The organism is Colwellia sp. BRX10-1, assembly GCF_014077545.1.
GTDB lineage: Bacteria > Pseudomonadota > Gammaproteobacteria > Enterobacterales > Alteromonadaceae > Colwellia_A.
This window is the reverse complement of sequence record NZ_JACGWC010000002.1, coordinates 204,065-220,487: the sequence shown is the minus strand read 5'-3', so window position 1 is coordinate 220,487 and position 16,423 is coordinate 204,065. Positions and strand designations below refer to the sequence as shown.

The 16,423-nt window shown below is 39.3% G+C and carries 13 protein-coding genes and 1 pseudogene; 6 read left to right on the top strand and 8 right to left on the bottom strand.

The genetic code is table 11. The features are described from left to right. Positions 1 to 106 precede the first annotated feature (106 nt). Positions 107 to 1,846 carry a sodium:solute symporter family protein gene (locus H4J75_RS03420; protein ID WP_070375431.1) on the bottom strand — a complete coding sequence of 580 codons (1,740 nt, stop codon included), beginning with the start codon at positions 1,844 to 1,846 and terminating at the stop codon, positions 107 to 109. Beyond that, entirely contained in the window at positions 1,846 to 2,097 is a 252-nt protein-coding gene (locus H4J75_RS03415) for a DUF4212 domain-containing protein (RefSeq protein ID WP_070375432.1), read from the bottom strand. Before H4J75_RS03415 ends, H4J75_RS03420 begins: the two co-directional genes overlap by 1 nt. Positions 2,098 to 2,411: 314 nt before the next feature. On the opposite strand from H4J75_RS03415, the gene H4J75_RS03410 reads away from it, so the two are divergent. Next, entirely contained in the window at positions 2,412 to 4,289 is a 1,878-nt protein-coding gene (locus H4J75_RS03410) for a putative nucleotidyltransferase substrate binding domain-containing protein (protein ID WP_182221345.1), read from the top strand. 8 nt (positions 4,290 to 4,297) lie between these two features. Next, positions 4,298 to 5,002: an exonuclease domain-containing protein gene (locus H4J75_RS03405; RefSeq protein WP_182214529.1), complete on the top strand. Its 705-nt coding sequence runs from the start codon at positions 4,298 to 4,300 to the stop codon at positions 5,000 to 5,002. Between the two features lie 143 nt (positions 5,003 to 5,145). On the opposite strand, the gene H4J75_RS03400 is transcribed toward H4J75_RS03405, so the two are convergent. The 4 genes from H4J75_RS03400 to H4J75_RS03385 all read right to left on the bottom strand — a co-directional run bounded on the left by H4J75_RS03400 (position 5,146) and on the right by H4J75_RS03385 (position 8,695). Then, positions 5,146 to 5,445: a hypothetical protein gene (locus tag H4J75_RS03400; protein ID WP_070375435.1), complete on the bottom strand. Its 300-nt coding sequence runs from the start codon at positions 5,443 to 5,445 to the stop codon at positions 5,146 to 5,148. 209 nt (positions 5,446 to 5,654) lie between these two features. After that, the gene (locus tag H4J75_RS03395) at positions 5,655 to 5,906 is read right to left on the bottom strand and encodes a YdcH family protein (protein WP_070375436.1); all 252 of its coding nucleotides are present in this window, start codon (positions 5,904 to 5,906) and stop codon (positions 5,655 to 5,657) included. A 10-nt stretch (positions 5,907 to 5,916) separates the two neighbouring features. After that, entirely contained in the window at positions 5,917 to 6,231 is a 315-nt protein-coding gene (locus H4J75_RS03390; RefSeq protein ID WP_182214528.1) for a TraR/DksA C4-type zinc finger protein, read from the bottom strand. A gap of 175 nt (positions 6,232 to 6,406) precedes the next feature. Further along, complete coding sequence (locus H4J75_RS03385) at positions 6,407 to 8,695, bottom strand: DPP IV N-terminal domain-containing protein (protein WP_182221344.1); 2,289 nt, start codon at positions 8,693 to 8,695, stop codon at positions 6,407 to 6,409. A gap of 300 nt (positions 8,696 to 8,995) precedes the next feature. Between H4J75_RS03385 and H4J75_RS03380 the strand changes: the two genes are divergently transcribed. Beyond that, positions 8,996 to 10,042 carry a DcaP family trimeric outer membrane transporter gene (locus H4J75_RS03380; protein ID WP_070375439.1) on the top strand — a complete coding sequence of 349 codons (1,047 nt, stop codon included), beginning with the start codon at positions 8,996 to 8,998 and terminating at the stop codon, positions 10,040 to 10,042. Positions 10,043 to 10,975: 933 nt separating this feature from the next. Here H4J75_RS03380 and H4J75_RS03375 read toward each other — a convergent pair. After that, the gene (locus H4J75_RS03375) at positions 10,976 to 13,324 is read right to left on the bottom strand and encodes a Tex family protein (protein WP_182221343.1); all 2,349 of its coding nucleotides are present in this window, start codon (positions 13,322 to 13,324) and stop codon (positions 10,976 to 10,978) included. 198 nt (positions 13,325 to 13,522) lie between these two features. Beyond that, the gene (yihA, locus tag H4J75_RS03370; protein ID WP_220465222.1) at positions 13,523 to 14,164 is read right to left on the bottom strand and encodes a ribosome biogenesis GTP-binding protein YihA/YsxC; all 642 of its coding nucleotides are present in this window, start codon (positions 14,162 to 14,164) and stop codon (positions 13,523 to 13,525) included. A 203-nt stretch (positions 14,165 to 14,367) separates the two neighbouring features. On the opposite strand from yihA, the pseudogene H4J75_RS20470 reads away from it, so the two are divergent. From H4J75_RS20470 to H4J75_RS03360, 3 genes and pseudogenes are all read left to right on the top strand, one after another. Then, positions 14,368 to 14,994: pseudogene (locus tag H4J75_RS20470) on the top strand (c-type cytochrome); the annotation flags it as partial. Continuing rightward, complete coding sequence (locus tag H4J75_RS20465; protein ID WP_197517696.1) at positions 14,989 to 15,600, top strand: c-type cytochrome; 612 nt, start codon at positions 14,989 to 14,991, stop codon at positions 15,598 to 15,600. The pseudogene H4J75_RS20470 and the gene H4J75_RS20465, both read left to right, overlap by 6 nt. Positions 15,601 to 15,797: 197 nt before the next feature. Continuing rightward, complete coding sequence (locus tag H4J75_RS03360) at positions 15,798 to 16,421, top strand: cytochrome c (RefSeq protein ID WP_070375442.1); 624 nt, start codon at positions 15,798 to 15,800, stop codon at positions 16,419 to 16,421. Positions 16,422 to 16,423 lie beyond the last annotated feature (2 nt).

Genomic DNA, 16,423 nt, shown 5'->3' with positions numbered 1-16,423 from the left:
GCAGAAGAATTTACTCATTATATCGTAATAAGTAAATATAAAGCCCTATTTATACAAGTTAAATAGGGCTTTAGTATTATTAATCAAAAAGTTGTCGTAAGACTAATTAGTGATCATGTGCTGCTGAAACACCACCGTGCGGTGTACGGAAGTTTTCAACCATTTGTTGGATATGAGCGGGTGCTGGACCTGTTACTCTTAATACAGCGAAAGCAACTGCAAAGTTAACAGCAGCGCCGACTGCACCAAAGGCATTAGGAGAAATACCAAAGAACCAGTTAGGACCCATGTCACCTAGGAAAGAAGTGCCTGGGATAAACATAAAACCTTTGTGTTGGAACACGTATAACATAGTTACACCGATACCCGAACACATGCCCCAAACTGCTGCTGGACCACTCATCTTCTTAGCAAATATACCCATCATTAGTGCAGGGAATATTGACGATGCGGCTAAACCAAAGGCTAGCGCCACCGTTCCTGCGGCAAAGCCAGGCGGATTTAAACCAAGCCAACCAGCAACCATCACTGATATTGTCATAACAATTCGACCTGCGAGTAACTCATCTTTCTCTGACATGTCAGGTGTTAAAATACCTTTCAATAAATCGTGGGAGATAGAGGAGGATATCGCTAATAACAAACCAGCGGCAGTAGATAACGCAGCAGCTAAACCACCGGCGGCAACTAAAGCAATAACCCAGTTTGGTAAGTTTGCGATTGCTGGGTTAGCAAGTACCATAATGTCACGGTCAACTTTAACCATTTCATTCGTCGCTTTATCAGCAGTATATTGTATTTTGCCATCGCCATTCTTGTCTTCGTATTGTAAAAGACCAGTTTTTTCCCAATCTTTAAACCATTGTGGACGTTCAGCATACTCAAGGTTCTGACCGGCTACGGGTTCAATAGTGTTCATTAGGTTTAAACGAGCCATTGCGCCAACTGCCGGAGCAACTGTGTATAACAAGGCGATAAAGACTAATGCGTAACCTGCAGATTGACGTGCAGCTTTAACTGAAGGAACGGTAAAGAAGCGCATAATAACGTGAGGTAAACCGGCAGTACCTATCATCAGAGATAGAGTATATGCGAACATATTTACTGAGCCGCCCATGTTGTCAGTGGTGTACTCTTTAAAGCCTAATTCAGTAACAACTAAGTCTAATTTATCAAGTAAATAAACACCGCTACCGTCAGCCAACGTTGAGCCTAAGCCTAACTGTGGAATAGGGTTACCCGTTAACTGTAGTGAAATAAAGACTGCAGGAATGGTATAAGCAAAAATCAATACTATGTACTGAGCAATTTGCGTGTAAGTAATACCTTTCATACCACCCAATACGGCATAAACCCAAACAACGAACATACCGATGTAAAGACCTAAATCGTAATCAACTTCTAGGAAGCGAGAGAAAGCAACACCCACACCTTTCATTTGACCAATGATGTAAGTTAATGACGCTATGATTAAACAAACAACGGCAACAACACGTGCTGTTTTTGAGTAATAACGGTCAAAAATAAATTCAGGTACAGTGAACTTGCCGTGCTTACGTAAGTAAGGAGCAAGTAGCATGGCCAGTAGTACATAACCACCAGTCCAACCCATTAAGAAAACTGAGCCACCATAGCCAAGGAAAGAAATCATCCCTGCCATTGAAATAAATGACGCGGCACTCATCCAATCGGCACCAATTGCCATACCATTTTGTAATGGGGTAACACCACCACCAGCAACGTAAAAGTCACTAGTTGAACCGGCACGAGCCCACCAAGCAATACCAAAGTAAACGGCGAAAGAACCGAACACAGCAATGTATGTATAGAGTTTTAACTCATCCATTATGATTCCTCGACGTTATATTTTTTATCAAGATCGTTCATTTTTTTGGTGTACCAAAAAACTAAACCGACAAAAGTGTAAATTGAACCTTGCTGTGCAAACCAGAAACCTAGTTTGTAGCCACCGATACGTATTTCATTTAAAGGTTCTACTAATAGCAAACCGAACCCAAATGAAACGACGAACCAGATAACAAGACTTATAAATATTAGGCGCAGATTTTCTGACCAATATGTCTGTTTCTCTTCCATTATCCTCTCCTAGCAACTTAACTTATCTGGGTTTTAGCCCAGTTATTATGTGAAGCGTTTATTATTTTTTTACGCTTGATTTATCACCTGTTTTACCAATTAAGGCAGTAGTTACGTTTACTATTAATTCGGATCGCGATAAAACCAAAATCAAAATTCATAGTGAAATTTAACTATTATTGACACTAACAAGGTTTTTCGAATTGAGGTATTACACTTTAGTCTAGATTTTATACTTTAGGGTTGACGTAAGCGGGCTAAATACACTAAAAATAGCTATCTACTAAGTATGTTTTGTTAAAGGCTGAAAGAATATGGATCATGAACTCGCCGAGATTAGTGCTTTCCTTCAAGCGATTCCGCCATTCGACACCCTACCCGAATCGGTGACGTTACAATTAGTCAAAGAAATAAATATTTGCTACGTAAGGGCCAAGCAACCGTTACCACCTAATGGTATCGAGGAGGCGCGTCTTTATATCTTACGCAAAGGTGCTTTGGTTTATACCGACCATAATGGCCAGTTAGTGGGAAAATATACCGAAGGTGAAATTTGCAGTGTTTTTTGTCGACCCGCACAACGCAATGAAGTGGAGGTAAATACTGAAGAAGACACTTTACTGTACAGTCTTGATTATCAAACTTTGCTGTCTTTAGTTGCAGACTACCCACAAATAGACGCTTTTTTCATGCAAACAGCTGCAGAGCGTTTAAAAGGGAAAATGAGCAAGGTTAATGAAGACGCGATTATTAATTCTTCACTGATTAATAACCCCATTAGTCAATTTTATCATCAACCAGTATTAACCATTAAAAGTCATCAAAGCATACAAGAAGCGGCGCTAAAAATGACTGAAAAAGATATTTCTTGCCTAGTCGTCATCGATGATAAAGAAAGTGGTGTCGGTGCACCGGTTGGTATAGTAACCGATAAAGATATTCGTCGACGTTGTGTCGCTGAAGGGTTAAGTTTTACCCTGCCAGTCAGCGAGATTATGACCACAGATATGGCAACGTTACCCGAGCAAAGTAGCGCTTATGATGCGCTTATGTTGATGACTAGCAAGCGTATTCACCACCTTCCTATTACTGGCTTTAGTGATTCTGGAGAGTATGGCGAACTAGTGGCGATGGTAACTATCACGGACTTAATGAATAATGAAGGCCACAATGCCGTCAATATCACCAGTATTATTCGTAAAGCGGCGACCATTAACGATTTGATCCGTATCAGTAAATTAATACCAAAATTACAAATTCGTATGGCTAAACTCGGCACCAGCGCTGATCATATTGGTAAAAGTATTAGCGCGATAACGATGGCATTTACGATTCGAATTATTGAAATGTCAGAAAAAATCAATGGTAAAGCGCCAGTTCCCTATGCATGGGTAGCTTGTGGTTCTCAAGCAAGACAAGAGCAGCTTGCTCATTCTGACCAAGACAATGCTTTAATTATTTCTGATCAGGTACAACCTGAGCATGAAGCTTGGTTTGAAAACCTCGCCTCGTTTGTTTGTGATGGTCTTGCTGCCTGCGGTTTTATCTTGTGTCCTGGCGATATCATGGCTTCAAACCCTAAATGGCGACAACCACAAAAAATGTGGCATCAATATTTTGAGCAATGGGTGAATACTCCAAGCCCACAGGCGTTACTCAATGGTAGTGTCTTCTTTGATTTTGCTACAGTACATGGCGACGATTCTTTACTTAACGAAGTACGTAGCAAGCTGCTGGCAAAAACCAAAGGTAATAGCTTATTTCTCGCACACTTGTCTAGAAATGCTTTGATGCTGAGGCCACCACTGGGGTTTTTTCGGGATTTTGTGTTAATTTCTGATGGCGAGCATAAATCGAGTCTAGATATTAAGCACAATGGTATAGCGCCGATTGTTGATCTGGCAAGAATTTATGCGCTAGCCGAAGGGATCGCATCAGTGAACACTATAGAGCGCCTTAGAAAAGCAGCCGGAAGCCCTTCTATTTCTAAAGAGTCGGCGGCTAACTTAATTGATGCTTATGAATTTTTAGGCATATTGCGTTTAGAGCACCAAGCCAATTTACTACAAGCAGGTAAAGAGCCAAATAATTACTTGTCACCGAAAAAATTGTCTAAGCTCGAACGTGAACATTTAAAGGATGCTTTTAAAGTCATTAAAGCATTACAAGATAGCAGACAGTCAACGTACTAAGGTTAAATATGCTCAGCAATCAACCCTTGTTTTATTGGTTACTCGGTTATGAAGCTCAACGAAAACGTGCTTGGGCACGAGCGCCAGAAGGAGCCTTAAAAGACTTTCTTGCTGTTAGTTTTCCTGAACCTGATACGCCATTAAATGATATTGAAATTTTGTCGGTTGATTTTGAAACCACTGGCCTTCATGCCATTAACGATAAGTTACTAAGTGTTGGCTTTATTGGCATAAAACAGCAGCAAATATCATTAAAAGACAGCTACCATCAAATCATCAAAACGAAGGATGATCTTAGCGCAGATAACGTTATTATTCATCAAATAACTGATCAGCAAAAAGAACAAGGCGCGCCATTAAAAGAGGTGGTTGAAGCCTTACTCAAAGCTTTGGCTGGAAAAGTAATGTTGGTACATTTTGCTCGTATTGAAAGACAATTCTTGCAACAAGCTTGTTTGGAACTTTATGGCGTAGCGCCACCTTTTCCGATGATAGATACCCTAATGATAGCAAAGCGTCAACTTGATAAAAAGGATGTCGCTTACGACCCCTCAGAATTAAGATTGTCAACTTTGCGCCACGCTCATGGCTTGCCAAATCATTTTGCCCATAACGCTTTAAATGACGCTATAGCTACGGCAGAACTGTTAATGGTACAAGTCAGTGAAATGTCTGATAACAACTCACTTAAATTGCACGATTTATTATTGTAATTTCGGCTCAATGAACCCATAAAAACTAATGGCAAGTAAATCTGTTGAAGGCAAGCGTAATATTTTCAAGTTGAATATTACTTTTGAACAATACCCCTGACAACTTACTACCGCTCTTATTTGAAATGGCTTATGGTGACCGTTTAGGCTTTATCAACGGAGGTTGATGTAGACTTAGCATTGGCCTTGATTATTTCAATATCTACTTTATCAATTAGTAATAAAACGTCTGCTAATTTTTTTCTTAAATCAGCAGAGAGCTTGTTAGGGAAGCTACATTTTTTGGCGACAGAAAGTGATTCTCTGCGGATAACGATGTTAAGTAAATTCTGAATAGAGTCGGTATTTGATAGTGCTAATGCGGGGAGTGGTTTTTCAACTGCTTGATTAAAGGTATCGTACGCTTCTTGTAATGCTACTTTTGCTTGTTTTAGTCTAGCCATGTAACCACCTATTTTATTGTTATTAAGGGCCTATTGGTGTTTATCACGATTAATCAAAACACCTATGGCCCCTTCTACAATAAATAGATTTGAAACTTTGTCTAGTGTTATTCGTTAGTAATTAAACGATTGCAGTAGTGTTAACGTTATCATCTTGCCTTGAACCTATAGCTAACCTTAGTTTCATGCTCTTACTTGACGATAAAATTTTAGGTGGTTAATTTCGCTTTTTTGATGATGGTAAATAATTCATCTTTTAAATGTAAACGCTGCTTTTTTTGTTGATCGAGATATTCATCCGAAGTATTTTCAGCCCCTTGTTCAATGTGATGTACTTCTTGATCGAGCTCGTGATATTTTTTGAATAAGCGAGCAAAATGAGCATCATTCATTTTTAGGCTGCGTATTTCATCAGCAAATTCTGGAAACTCGTGGTGTAAATCATGTTTTTCTATTATCATTTTTTATCCCTTATGTTGCGCAATTAATACAAGTTGTTGTGTAAGGTAAAGCGTGTAATCTTTCGATGTTTATTAGGGTGTTACAGCTTGAACAAAAGCCATATTTTTTATTTTTTAGACGATTTAATGCGGCAATAACATACTTTAGTTCAGCTTTTGCTTGGTGATGAATTTCATCTAGCACTTCATCATTTTCGGTTTCGGTCGCTTGTTCAGCAAAGTCCTGTGAGCGACCTTGATGTAAATCAGCTTCAATAGCACTTATGCGATGCTCTAGCTGAGCTTTTTTCTCTGTTAAGGAGGTTAATATTTCTTGATGAGTCATGTCATTTTCCTTTAAATGATAAGGGCTATGACTTTATTTTATGGCAACGTTGGCTAATTGTTTTGATCTAGCGCAAGTGTAAGCGAATAATTGGCAAGCTAGGGCTGATAAAAATAATGTAATGCCAATAAAAAAGACGCAGTAAGCGTCTTTTTTATTGGGTTATAAAGCTGTTTTATTTAGAAAACTGAAACTCTTTGGGTGGCGTTGCTCCCATTAAATGTTCAACAAAATAATCCCAACGTTTGCGCATCATGTAAGGTTCACGCGCAAAACCGTGGCCGCGATTAGGTAACATCAACATATCAAAATCTTTGTTAGCCTTAATCAAAGCTTCAACGACAATCAAAGTATTGTAAGGTGGTACATTGGTATCGGTTGTACCGTGAGCGATCAATAATTTACCTTGCAAACTGTCAACCGATAACTGGTTTGCTTGGCTGTCGTAATTGCTAATGCCTTCTTCATCTATAACTTCAAGACCATGGTATTTTTCGCCCCATTCATCAGCATAGTTACGGTTATCATGATTACCTGCCTGTGATACAGCTACTTTGTAGAAATTTGGAAAAGTTAATAACGCGCGAGTTGATGCGAAACCACCGCCAGAATGACCCCAAATACCAACGCGTGTTACATCAATCCAATTATGACGCTTAGCTAACTGTTCAATGGCAGAAACTTGATCAGGAATACCACTGTCGCCCATGTTGCCATAATAAAATTCATGGAAAGCTTTTGAGCGACCCGGTGTACCCAAAGCATCAATTTCTATAACAATAAAACCTAACTCAGCAATTGCTTGGTTATCGCCACGAGAGCTACGAAAATGACGGCCACGAATACTACCTACTTGTGGACCTGGATATAAATAATTAACTACAGGGTAAGATTGGCTGGCGTCAAAATTTGTTGGCTTGTACATTAAACCATAAATATCATTTTCACCGTTTCTGTCTTTAACAATAAATTCAACCGGTGCTTGCCAGCCAGACGCTTTTAATTGGCTAATATCCATGGTTTCTATGGTCAATTCTTTGTTATTACTAACGGCACGTACTCGGCTTATTTCAGCGGTTGTTGGTGTTGCCGCGCGGTCTAAAAAGTGTGTGCCGGCTTTGTTTAACGTAATGCGATGGTGCTTTTTTTCGGGTGTTAATAAGGTTAACTCAGAGCCATCTTTGTTAACGCTGTAAAGATAATGGTAATAAGGGTCACTGCCTTCTTTGCCTGCGCCAGTGAAAATAAGCTTACCCGTTTGTTGATCAACATGGAGTAATTCGATAACCGTCCAGTCACCTTGGGTAATTTGTTGTTTAACTTTCCCCGTTGCTAAATCTATTAGGTATAAATGTCCCCAGTTACTGCGCTGAGAAAACCAAATAGCCTCATTACTTTTTTCTAAATACTGCCAACTAATGCCATCGACACCTGATTCAAAAAAGCTTTTTTGTGTTTCTGACATAACAAGCTTAACTTTACCGGTTTTAGCATCAGCAATTTTCAACGTGGCAGTTTTGTGATCGCGCGTAGAAGAAACAAAGGCAAATGTTTTACTATCGTCAGCCCAATCTATGTCTAATAGTTCGCCGTTACGTCCAGCGACATGGTCAGTGATTGTTGAACGGTGAGCATCGGGTGCCATATCAAGTGGCGTGACCTTTTTACTTTCAACGTCGATAACGACACGATGAATAGCAAATATATGTTCATCACCCGGTAAAGGATACTTCCAAACGTCAATTGTTGGATGGCCAACTGCGGTTGACACTATGCCCATGTCACCTACGTTGCGGCCATCATGCTTAAAGGTGGTTAATTTTTTTGAGTCAGGCGCCCAAGTCACTACGGGAGAATCACGACGAACCCAGCCAGCATTATTGGTTGCATAGCCAAAGTCTTTAATACCGTCAGTGGTGAGTTGGCTTTCTTTATCTGTTATTAAATCACGTAACCATAGATTATGATCGCGAATAAATACGGCACGTTTACCATCAGGTGATAAGTTTTCCGCACTTTTTTGGCTTAGTTCATCAAGCTGGCATAAATAATGAGTTAAATCACATTGGTAACTCTTTGCCTTTACTGAAAATTTGATGTTGTTTGCAGATATAAACTCTACTTGAGTGAAAGGGAACTTATCGTGATTTACTTCGCTATCAGTAATGCGAGCAAGTGATTCTGCTAATTTTTTATGATCGAATGCGAGAGATTTTTTTTGGCTATTAATATCAACTTTAAAAAATTTATCGCCGTCTTCAGTATGGCTGCGGTATACCAAAGTGTCATTGCTTGACCATAACGGGTAGTCAACAGTACCTGTTACTAACTTACTGGTATAGCTTGATAATTGTTGTTCAGCTTTTTTATAGTCGTCAACACTTAGTTGTTTTGCCGACAACAGGGTTGGTGTCAGTGCAGAAATAATTGCAACGCCACTGGCAAGAATAAGAGATTTTCTCATCTAAATTTACCTTTTTTCATTATTAGTTATTCACTCGAGGATAATACAAGCAAAGCTATGACCAGCCTAACATTTCCTAACCGCTTCAAGTGTAATTATCGTTAAATATACAATTTTATAAGATGAAAGAATCGTTATTAACAGGCAAAAAACATCCCCTTTAGACTTATGTCTAATTTCTAAATAGCGATTAACGTTTTAAGTTATATCCATAAAATAAAAATAAAACGATAAAAAGTAGCCAAAAGATCGTATCTGCAGTTTTTCTGAGGCTAATACACAACAAACGGGGATAGCAAAATGTTTAACAAGAAAAAGCTTCTATTAGCAACAGGATTATTCGCACTGGCTGGCACAGCAAATGCGGCTTACGAAATTAAATTAGACAACGACGATAGTATTACTTTCGGTGGTTACATCAAAGCCGACGCACGTTACATCGATGGTACTGTTGCAGCAACTGATTATTGGTATGGTAGTGGCACGGCACTAGACAATAGTATTTCTAATTTTGGTATTGCGGTAAATGAATCACGCATTAATACTAAATATAAACATGGTGATTTAACCGGTTTTATTGAAATGGATTTCTATGGAGACGCTGTTAGAGGAGGGGGTAATGAAATTATCTCAAATTCGTCAAACCCACGTATTCGTCATGCATTTATTAAATATAAAGATCTATTAATTGGTGACACTTGGTCAACTTTTGTTAACACCAGTGCACTTGCAGAAGCCGCTGATTTTGGTGGTCCATTGTTATCGGCAGCTTTTATTCGTCAAGGACAAGTTCGTTACACTATGGGTAACTTTCAGGTCTCTGTTGAAAATCCAGAATCATATGGTGGTGTCAGTGGCAATGATTCTATGCCTGATGTTATTGCTCGTTATAATTTTAAAGGCGATTGGGGTAATGTCGCTATTGCCGCGGTAGCCAAACGATTACAAACCGTTGGTGGTAATGAAGAATCAGCACTAGGTTATGGTATTTCAGGTCGCATTAATACTTTTGGCAAAGATGACTTTCGTTTTCAATTTCATGGTGGTGAAGTAGGTCGCTATATTGGCGTAACCGCATCAAAAGATTTAATTGGCGAAGAAGTTGAAGAAACAACCTCAATCAGCGTTGCATACCGCCATTTCTGGACCGAAGATTTACGAAGCACGGCCTTTTATGGTAACACCACTACAGAAGTTGCAGATTATGACCGTACACATTGGGGCGTAAATTTATTTAAAAATGTTACTCAGCAATTATCCTTTGGTGTTGAAGTGGGTAATTTTGAAATGGCAGATAAAAATGTTGATTCTGACTACTTACAATTTTCAGCAAAATACGTTTTATAAGTGTACCGTTACATAAAAGCAAAGAATTCACACGTTTTGCGTTAGTTGACCTCCTATTCTGAGGTTTTTTGGGGAAGCTTTTGCTTCCCCTTTTTTATGTACAGGATGTACGGTATAGCGAGGTGGCATGGATGCCAAAGAACGCATATGTACAGGATGTACGGTATAGCGAGGTGGCATGGATGCCAAAGAACGCATATACAGGATGTACGGTATAGCGAGGTGGCATGGATACCGAAGAACGCATATGTCATCCTAATACAAAAACAACCGTCCCAAAAACCGTCATCCTGAATTTATTTCAGGATCTAGTGTTATGAATATAGCAAGAAGCACAGATACTGAAACAAGTTCAGCATGACGGAGTCTTTAGCATAAATTTAACATAACCAAGTCTTTAGCATAAATTGAACATAACCAAGTCTTTAAAATAAAAAACCGTCATCCTGAATTTATTTCAGGATCTAGTGTTATGAATATGGCAAAAAGCAGAGATACTGAAACAAGTTCAGCATGACGGGGTATTTAGCATAAACTCAACATGAAGCAGTCTTTAAAATAAATTCAGTATGACGAGGTCTTTAGCATAAATTCAGCATGAAGCAGTCTTTAGAATAAATTCAGTATGACGAGGTCTTTAGCATAAATTCAACATGACCAAGCCTTTAAAATAAAAAACCGTCATCCTGAATTTATTTCAGGATCTAGTGATATGAATATAGCAAAAAGCACAGATACTGAAACAAGTTCAGCATGACGAAGTCTTTAGCATAAATTCAGCATGAAGCAGTCTTTAGAATAAATTCAGTATGACGAGGTCTTTAGCATAAATTGAACATAACCAAGTCTTTAAAATAAAAAACCGTCATCCTGAATTTATTTCAGGATCTAGTCGTTGATACTGATAACTTCAGTACCAACATCACCCCTCTACTACTTTTTAAACTTAGCAAAGGCATCAGCAAAAGCGTTACCCATAGCGGCATTTTCACTCTTTTTAGCGGGTGGCTTTGTATTACGTTGCGGGTTTGGCTTAGCCGTTTTGGGTGTGGTATTTTGTGAACGAGGCTGAGGCTTATTCGTCTGTTGGTTTTGTTCTGGCTTGGTGGTCACTGTTTCATCTAAACGCATAGATAAGCTAATGCGTTTTCTAGCCGCATCAACTTCCATTACTTTTACTTTAACAATATCACCTGCTTTCACAATTTCACGTGGGTCGCTAACAAATTTGTCAGTAAGTGATGAAATATGTACTAAGCCATCTTGATGAACACCTAAATCGACAAAGGCACCAAAATTGGCAACGTTTGAAATAACACCTTCAAGTACCATGCCGACAGTTAAGTCATTAATGGTATTTACACCTTCTTTAAACTGTGCGGCTTTAAAAACAGGTCGAGGATCTCGGCCGGGCTTTTCTAGCTCACTAATAATATCTTTAAGCGTTAATTCGCCAATATTAATATCGTTGAGATCTGTGATATTAATTTTACTTAATTGTTCACTATTACCGATTAAATCACTAATGTTGCTATTAAGATGGGCAATGATCTTTTCAATAACTGGGTAGCTTTCTGGATGAACACCTGAATTGTCTAGTGGATTTTTACCACCTGAAATACGTAAAAATCCCGCTGCCTGTTCAAAGGCTTTAGGACCCAAACGCGCTACTTTCTTGAGTTCTTTTCTGTCATCAAAACGACCATGTTCGTCGCGATAAGCAACGACGTTATCAGCCATCGTTTTATTTAATCCTGAAACTCGTGTTAATAACGCAGCCGAAGCACTATTTAAATCAACACCGACATTATTTACACAATCTTCTATAACATTGTCGAGGGTTTTACTTAGCTGGCTCTGACTTACGTCATGTTGATATTGACCAACGCCAATCGCTTTAGGGTCAATTTTCACTAGTTCAGCTAATGGATCTTGTAAACGCCGTGCAATCGAAACCGCGCCACGAATGGAGACGTCTAAATCTGGAAATTCTTTTGCGGCAAACTCTGAAGCAGAATAAACAGAAGCACCTGCCTCACTGACCATCACTTTTTGTGGCTTATTTGCTTCTAATGCCTGAATAACCTCTGCCGCGAGTTTGTCACTTTCACGTGAGCCAGTACCATTACCTATCGCGAGTAATTCAACTTTGTGTTGTTGGCATAAATTGACTAAGGTTCGTACTGATTTTTCCCAATGATTCTGTGGTGCGTGTGGGAAAATTGTCGCGGTTTGTAATAATTTACCGGTAGCATCAACAATCGCTAATTTACAACCCGTTCGCATACCTGGGTCTAAGCCTAGTGTCGTTTTTGCACCAGCGGGCGCAGCCATTAATAAATCACTTAAATTGGTGGCAAAAACTTTTATCGCCCCATTTTCTGCTTGTTCACGTAAATTACCCAATAGTTCAGTTTCTAAGCTTAGGCTTAATTTTATTTTCCATGCCCAGCGTACCACTTTAGTGATAAATTCTGCACCAGCTTGTCCGGTTAAACGCTGATTGTAGTGCTCACAAATAATTTGTTCGGCACTTGAGTACTGACTATCTTCTTGGTTTGGGTCTACGTTAATACTGAGTTGTAATATTTTTTCATTGCGACCACGCAACATCGCTAAAGCACGATGTGAGGGAACATTTTTTAATAATTCTGAGTGCTCGAAATAGTCGCGATATTTAGCGCCTTCTTGCTGCTTGCCCTTAGCGACAACACTGGTTAAATGCGCTTGCTTTAATAAATGCTTACGCAGCTTTTGTAATAAATTGGCGTCTTGAGCAAAACGTTCAATGAGGATATAAATAGCGCCCTCAAGGACTGATTTTTCATCGCTAAAACCGGCATCATTATTGATAAAAGCTTTTGCTTCAATTTCTGGCGTTAACGCCCAGTTATTATAAAGGTTATTGGCAAGCGGTTCTAAACCCGACTCTATGGCTATTTGGCCTTTAGTGCGACGCTTAGGTTTAAACGGTAAATATAAATCTTCTAAACGGGTTTTGTTGTCTGCGGCTTGTAATTCTTTTTCTAATGCTGGCGTTAATTTATCTTGTTGGGTGATGCTGGTAATAATGACTTTTCGACGATCTTCAAGCTCACGTAAATAACTTAAACGTTGATCAATGTGGCGCAGATGATTATCGTCTAACCCTTGAGTTACCTCTTTACGGTAACGCGCAATAAAAGGTACAGTTGCGCCGTCATCAAGCAAGTTAATTGCTGAAGTTATCTGAGCGGTTTTAACGTTAAGTTCTGTTGCGATGAGTTCAGCAATGGTAGCCATTAATTGACGAGCCTTTTTGAAAGAATAAGTTTTAAAGCACTATGTTGCCATGGTTTGATAGCAGCATCAATTTGCTTGTTAGGTTTGTGGGTGAAGATTAATGATTGAAAAATGAATGTTTTGTTTATCGCGTTTTTCGTATGAAAAACATTAGCCAAGTTAGACCTTAGTAAGGTCACTTGGCATTAAATGGCGATGCTAAAACTCTTCACTTTCGGGAAGGTCTGTTGGTAAATCGGCAGACAACCACTTACAAATTAGGTCATTTGCTGTTTCTAACCCCGTATATTTTAATGATGAAAAAGCTTGTACGGTAATATCTGCATTTAACGATGCTAAGGCTTTTTTAACCTGAAGCACTTCAGCACTTCTTTTACCTTGTGAAAGCTTGTCGCATTTTGTTAATAACGCCAATATCGGTAAATCACTGTCCGCGGCCCATTGGATTAAGTCCATATCAAGATCTTTTAACGGATGACGAATATCCATTAAAATAACTAGGCCTTTTAAACAATCACGTTTTTCTAAATATTCGCCAAGTGCTTTTTGCCATTTTTTCTTCATTTCAATCGGCACTTTGGCAAAGCCGTAACCGGGTAAGTCAACCAAACGTCTGTTAGGTGCGACTTCAAAAATGTTAATAAGCTGCGTTCGACCCGGTGTTTTACTGACACGAGCTAAACCACGTTGGTTAGTTAAGGTATTTAGTGCGCTTGATTTACCCGCATTTGAACGTCCCGCAAAGGCCACTTCTATACCGTTGTCTTCAGGCAAGCGACGAATATCCGGCGCACTTAAAGTGAAAGTGGCTTTACTTAAATGAATAACAGGTGATGACAAAATGGTGTCCAATAACAAATAAAAAAAGCATTATATCTTTTTTTTCTCGTGAAACAGTAAAAAGTGTCATTTTTTAAGCTTAATTTTTACTATGCTTATTACACCGTGATGATATTAGTGTAAAATATGACTAGTTTTTTATATTCATCCGTTTATTTTTTAGTGAATACTTAATCAATAGTAATAGAGCAGAGAGCCATTCAATGAATAAAATTATTTTTTCGTTAATTCTTGCCGTAACGAGTATTAATGTCGCGTTCGCAGCAACCGGAAGTGTTGATGCAGGTAAAAGTAAAGCAGCTATGTGTAGTGCTTGTCATGGTGCTAATGGGATTGGCGCAAGTGATGCGTTTCCTAACTTAGCGGGTCAGCATGCTGCCTATATTGTTAAACAACTACAAGCCTTTAAAAGTGGTACACGTGTCAACGCTATGATGGGACCAATGGCTGCTGGCTTATCCGATCAAGATATGGCTGATATCGGTGCTTACTTCTCAAGTTTAGATAGAAGTGGCGCTACCGTATCAGTTGAACTTGCTAGCATGCATTCAGCTCCGGCTGCTGTAGTAGAAACTGTTGCTTATGTTGGCAATGCTAGTGCAGGTAAAAGCCTTTACGAATTAGGTGATGCTTCACGTAATATTGCTAGCTGTATCGGCTGCCATGGTAAAGAGGGCAATAGTCAGGTACTAATCAACCCTAATTTAGCCAACCAACATGCCCAGTATATCGAAAAGCAATTATATGCTTTTAAAGATAAAACGCGCATTAACTATGCAATGAATCAATTTGCTGGTGCGATGACCGATGAAGATATTGCCGATATGGGCGCCTATTTTGCTGATACCAAGGCCGTTGCTCATGTAAAACCTAAGCGTGTTACTAAGGTTGCGATTATTACCGAAGAAGCGATTGCCGGAAAAGCAAAGTCAGCAATGTGTAGTGCTTGTCACGGTGCGGACGGTAATAGTTTAGTGCCTATGTATCCAAAATTAGCAGGACAACATGCGGAATATACAGCTAAACAACTAAAAGAGTTTAAATCTGGTGTGCGTGAAAATGCGGTAATGGCAGGTATGGCTGCAGCCTTGTCTGAACAAGACATGGCTGAATTAGGCGCATATTTTGCTAGTCAAAAACCGACGCCAGGTAATGGCAAGGGCTCTGAACTAGGGCGCAAATTATACTTTGGTGGAGACCCAGCTCGTGGTATTACCGCTTGTATCGCTTGTCATGGCGCAACGGGTAAAGGTGTTGCAAAAGCTGGTTTCCCTGTTGTTGCTAATCAAAGTGTTGAATACTTAACTGCACAGTTAATGAGTTTTAAAACCGGTGAACGCAATAATGATCGTAATGGCATGATGGGAAATATAGCTAAACGTTTGAAGAAAAATGACATTGATGCATTAGCGCAATACATGTCTTCAATGAAATAAAGCACGGTTAAAAGAATATTTTTAAAAAAGCAGCTTAATAAGCTGCTTTTTTATGCCTGCTAAGTGATCAATAAATTAGTCCGATGGGTATAACTTGTGTAAACTGTTTGATATTGAAGACTGCAGTGCCTAAGGTAATAACCTTACCAATCATTGCTAGCCACATTTAATTATCTACATATATAGAGAGCTCATTGATGAAAAGAATACTACTAAGCTTGGTTTTATTAGGAACAAGTGCACTAAATATCAGCTATGCTGCCCAAGGTAATGTTGATGCCGGTAAAACAAAATCTGCAATGTGTGGAGCATGTCACGGTGTTGATGGTAATAGCTTAGTACCTATGTATCCTAGTCTGGCTGGACAAGGTAGTAGCTATATCGCGAAACAACTAGCTGACTTTAAAACGGGGCTAACTTCGGGCGGAAAAGAAGGTCGTGTTAATGCAATTATGGGTGGTATGGCCATGGCATTGAGCGAACAAGATATGCTTGATTTAGGCGCTTATTATAGTGCACAACCTGCAAAATATGCGGGTGGAGCAACCAGTGACGTTGGCAAAAAGCTATATTTTGGTGGTGATATAGAGCGTGGAATTACCGCTTGTATTGCTTGTCATGGCGCTGATGCAAAAGGCATGTCACAAGCTGGTTTCCCAGCTCTGGGCGGACAAAATGCAATGTACTTAACTGCTCAGTTGGAAAGTTTTCGTTCGGGAGCTCGCAACAATGACAAAAATGGCATGATGCGAAATATTGCTATGAAGCTAGAAGATGCAGATATTGCCGCCTTAGTGCAATACATGTCGACGATAAAATAGTC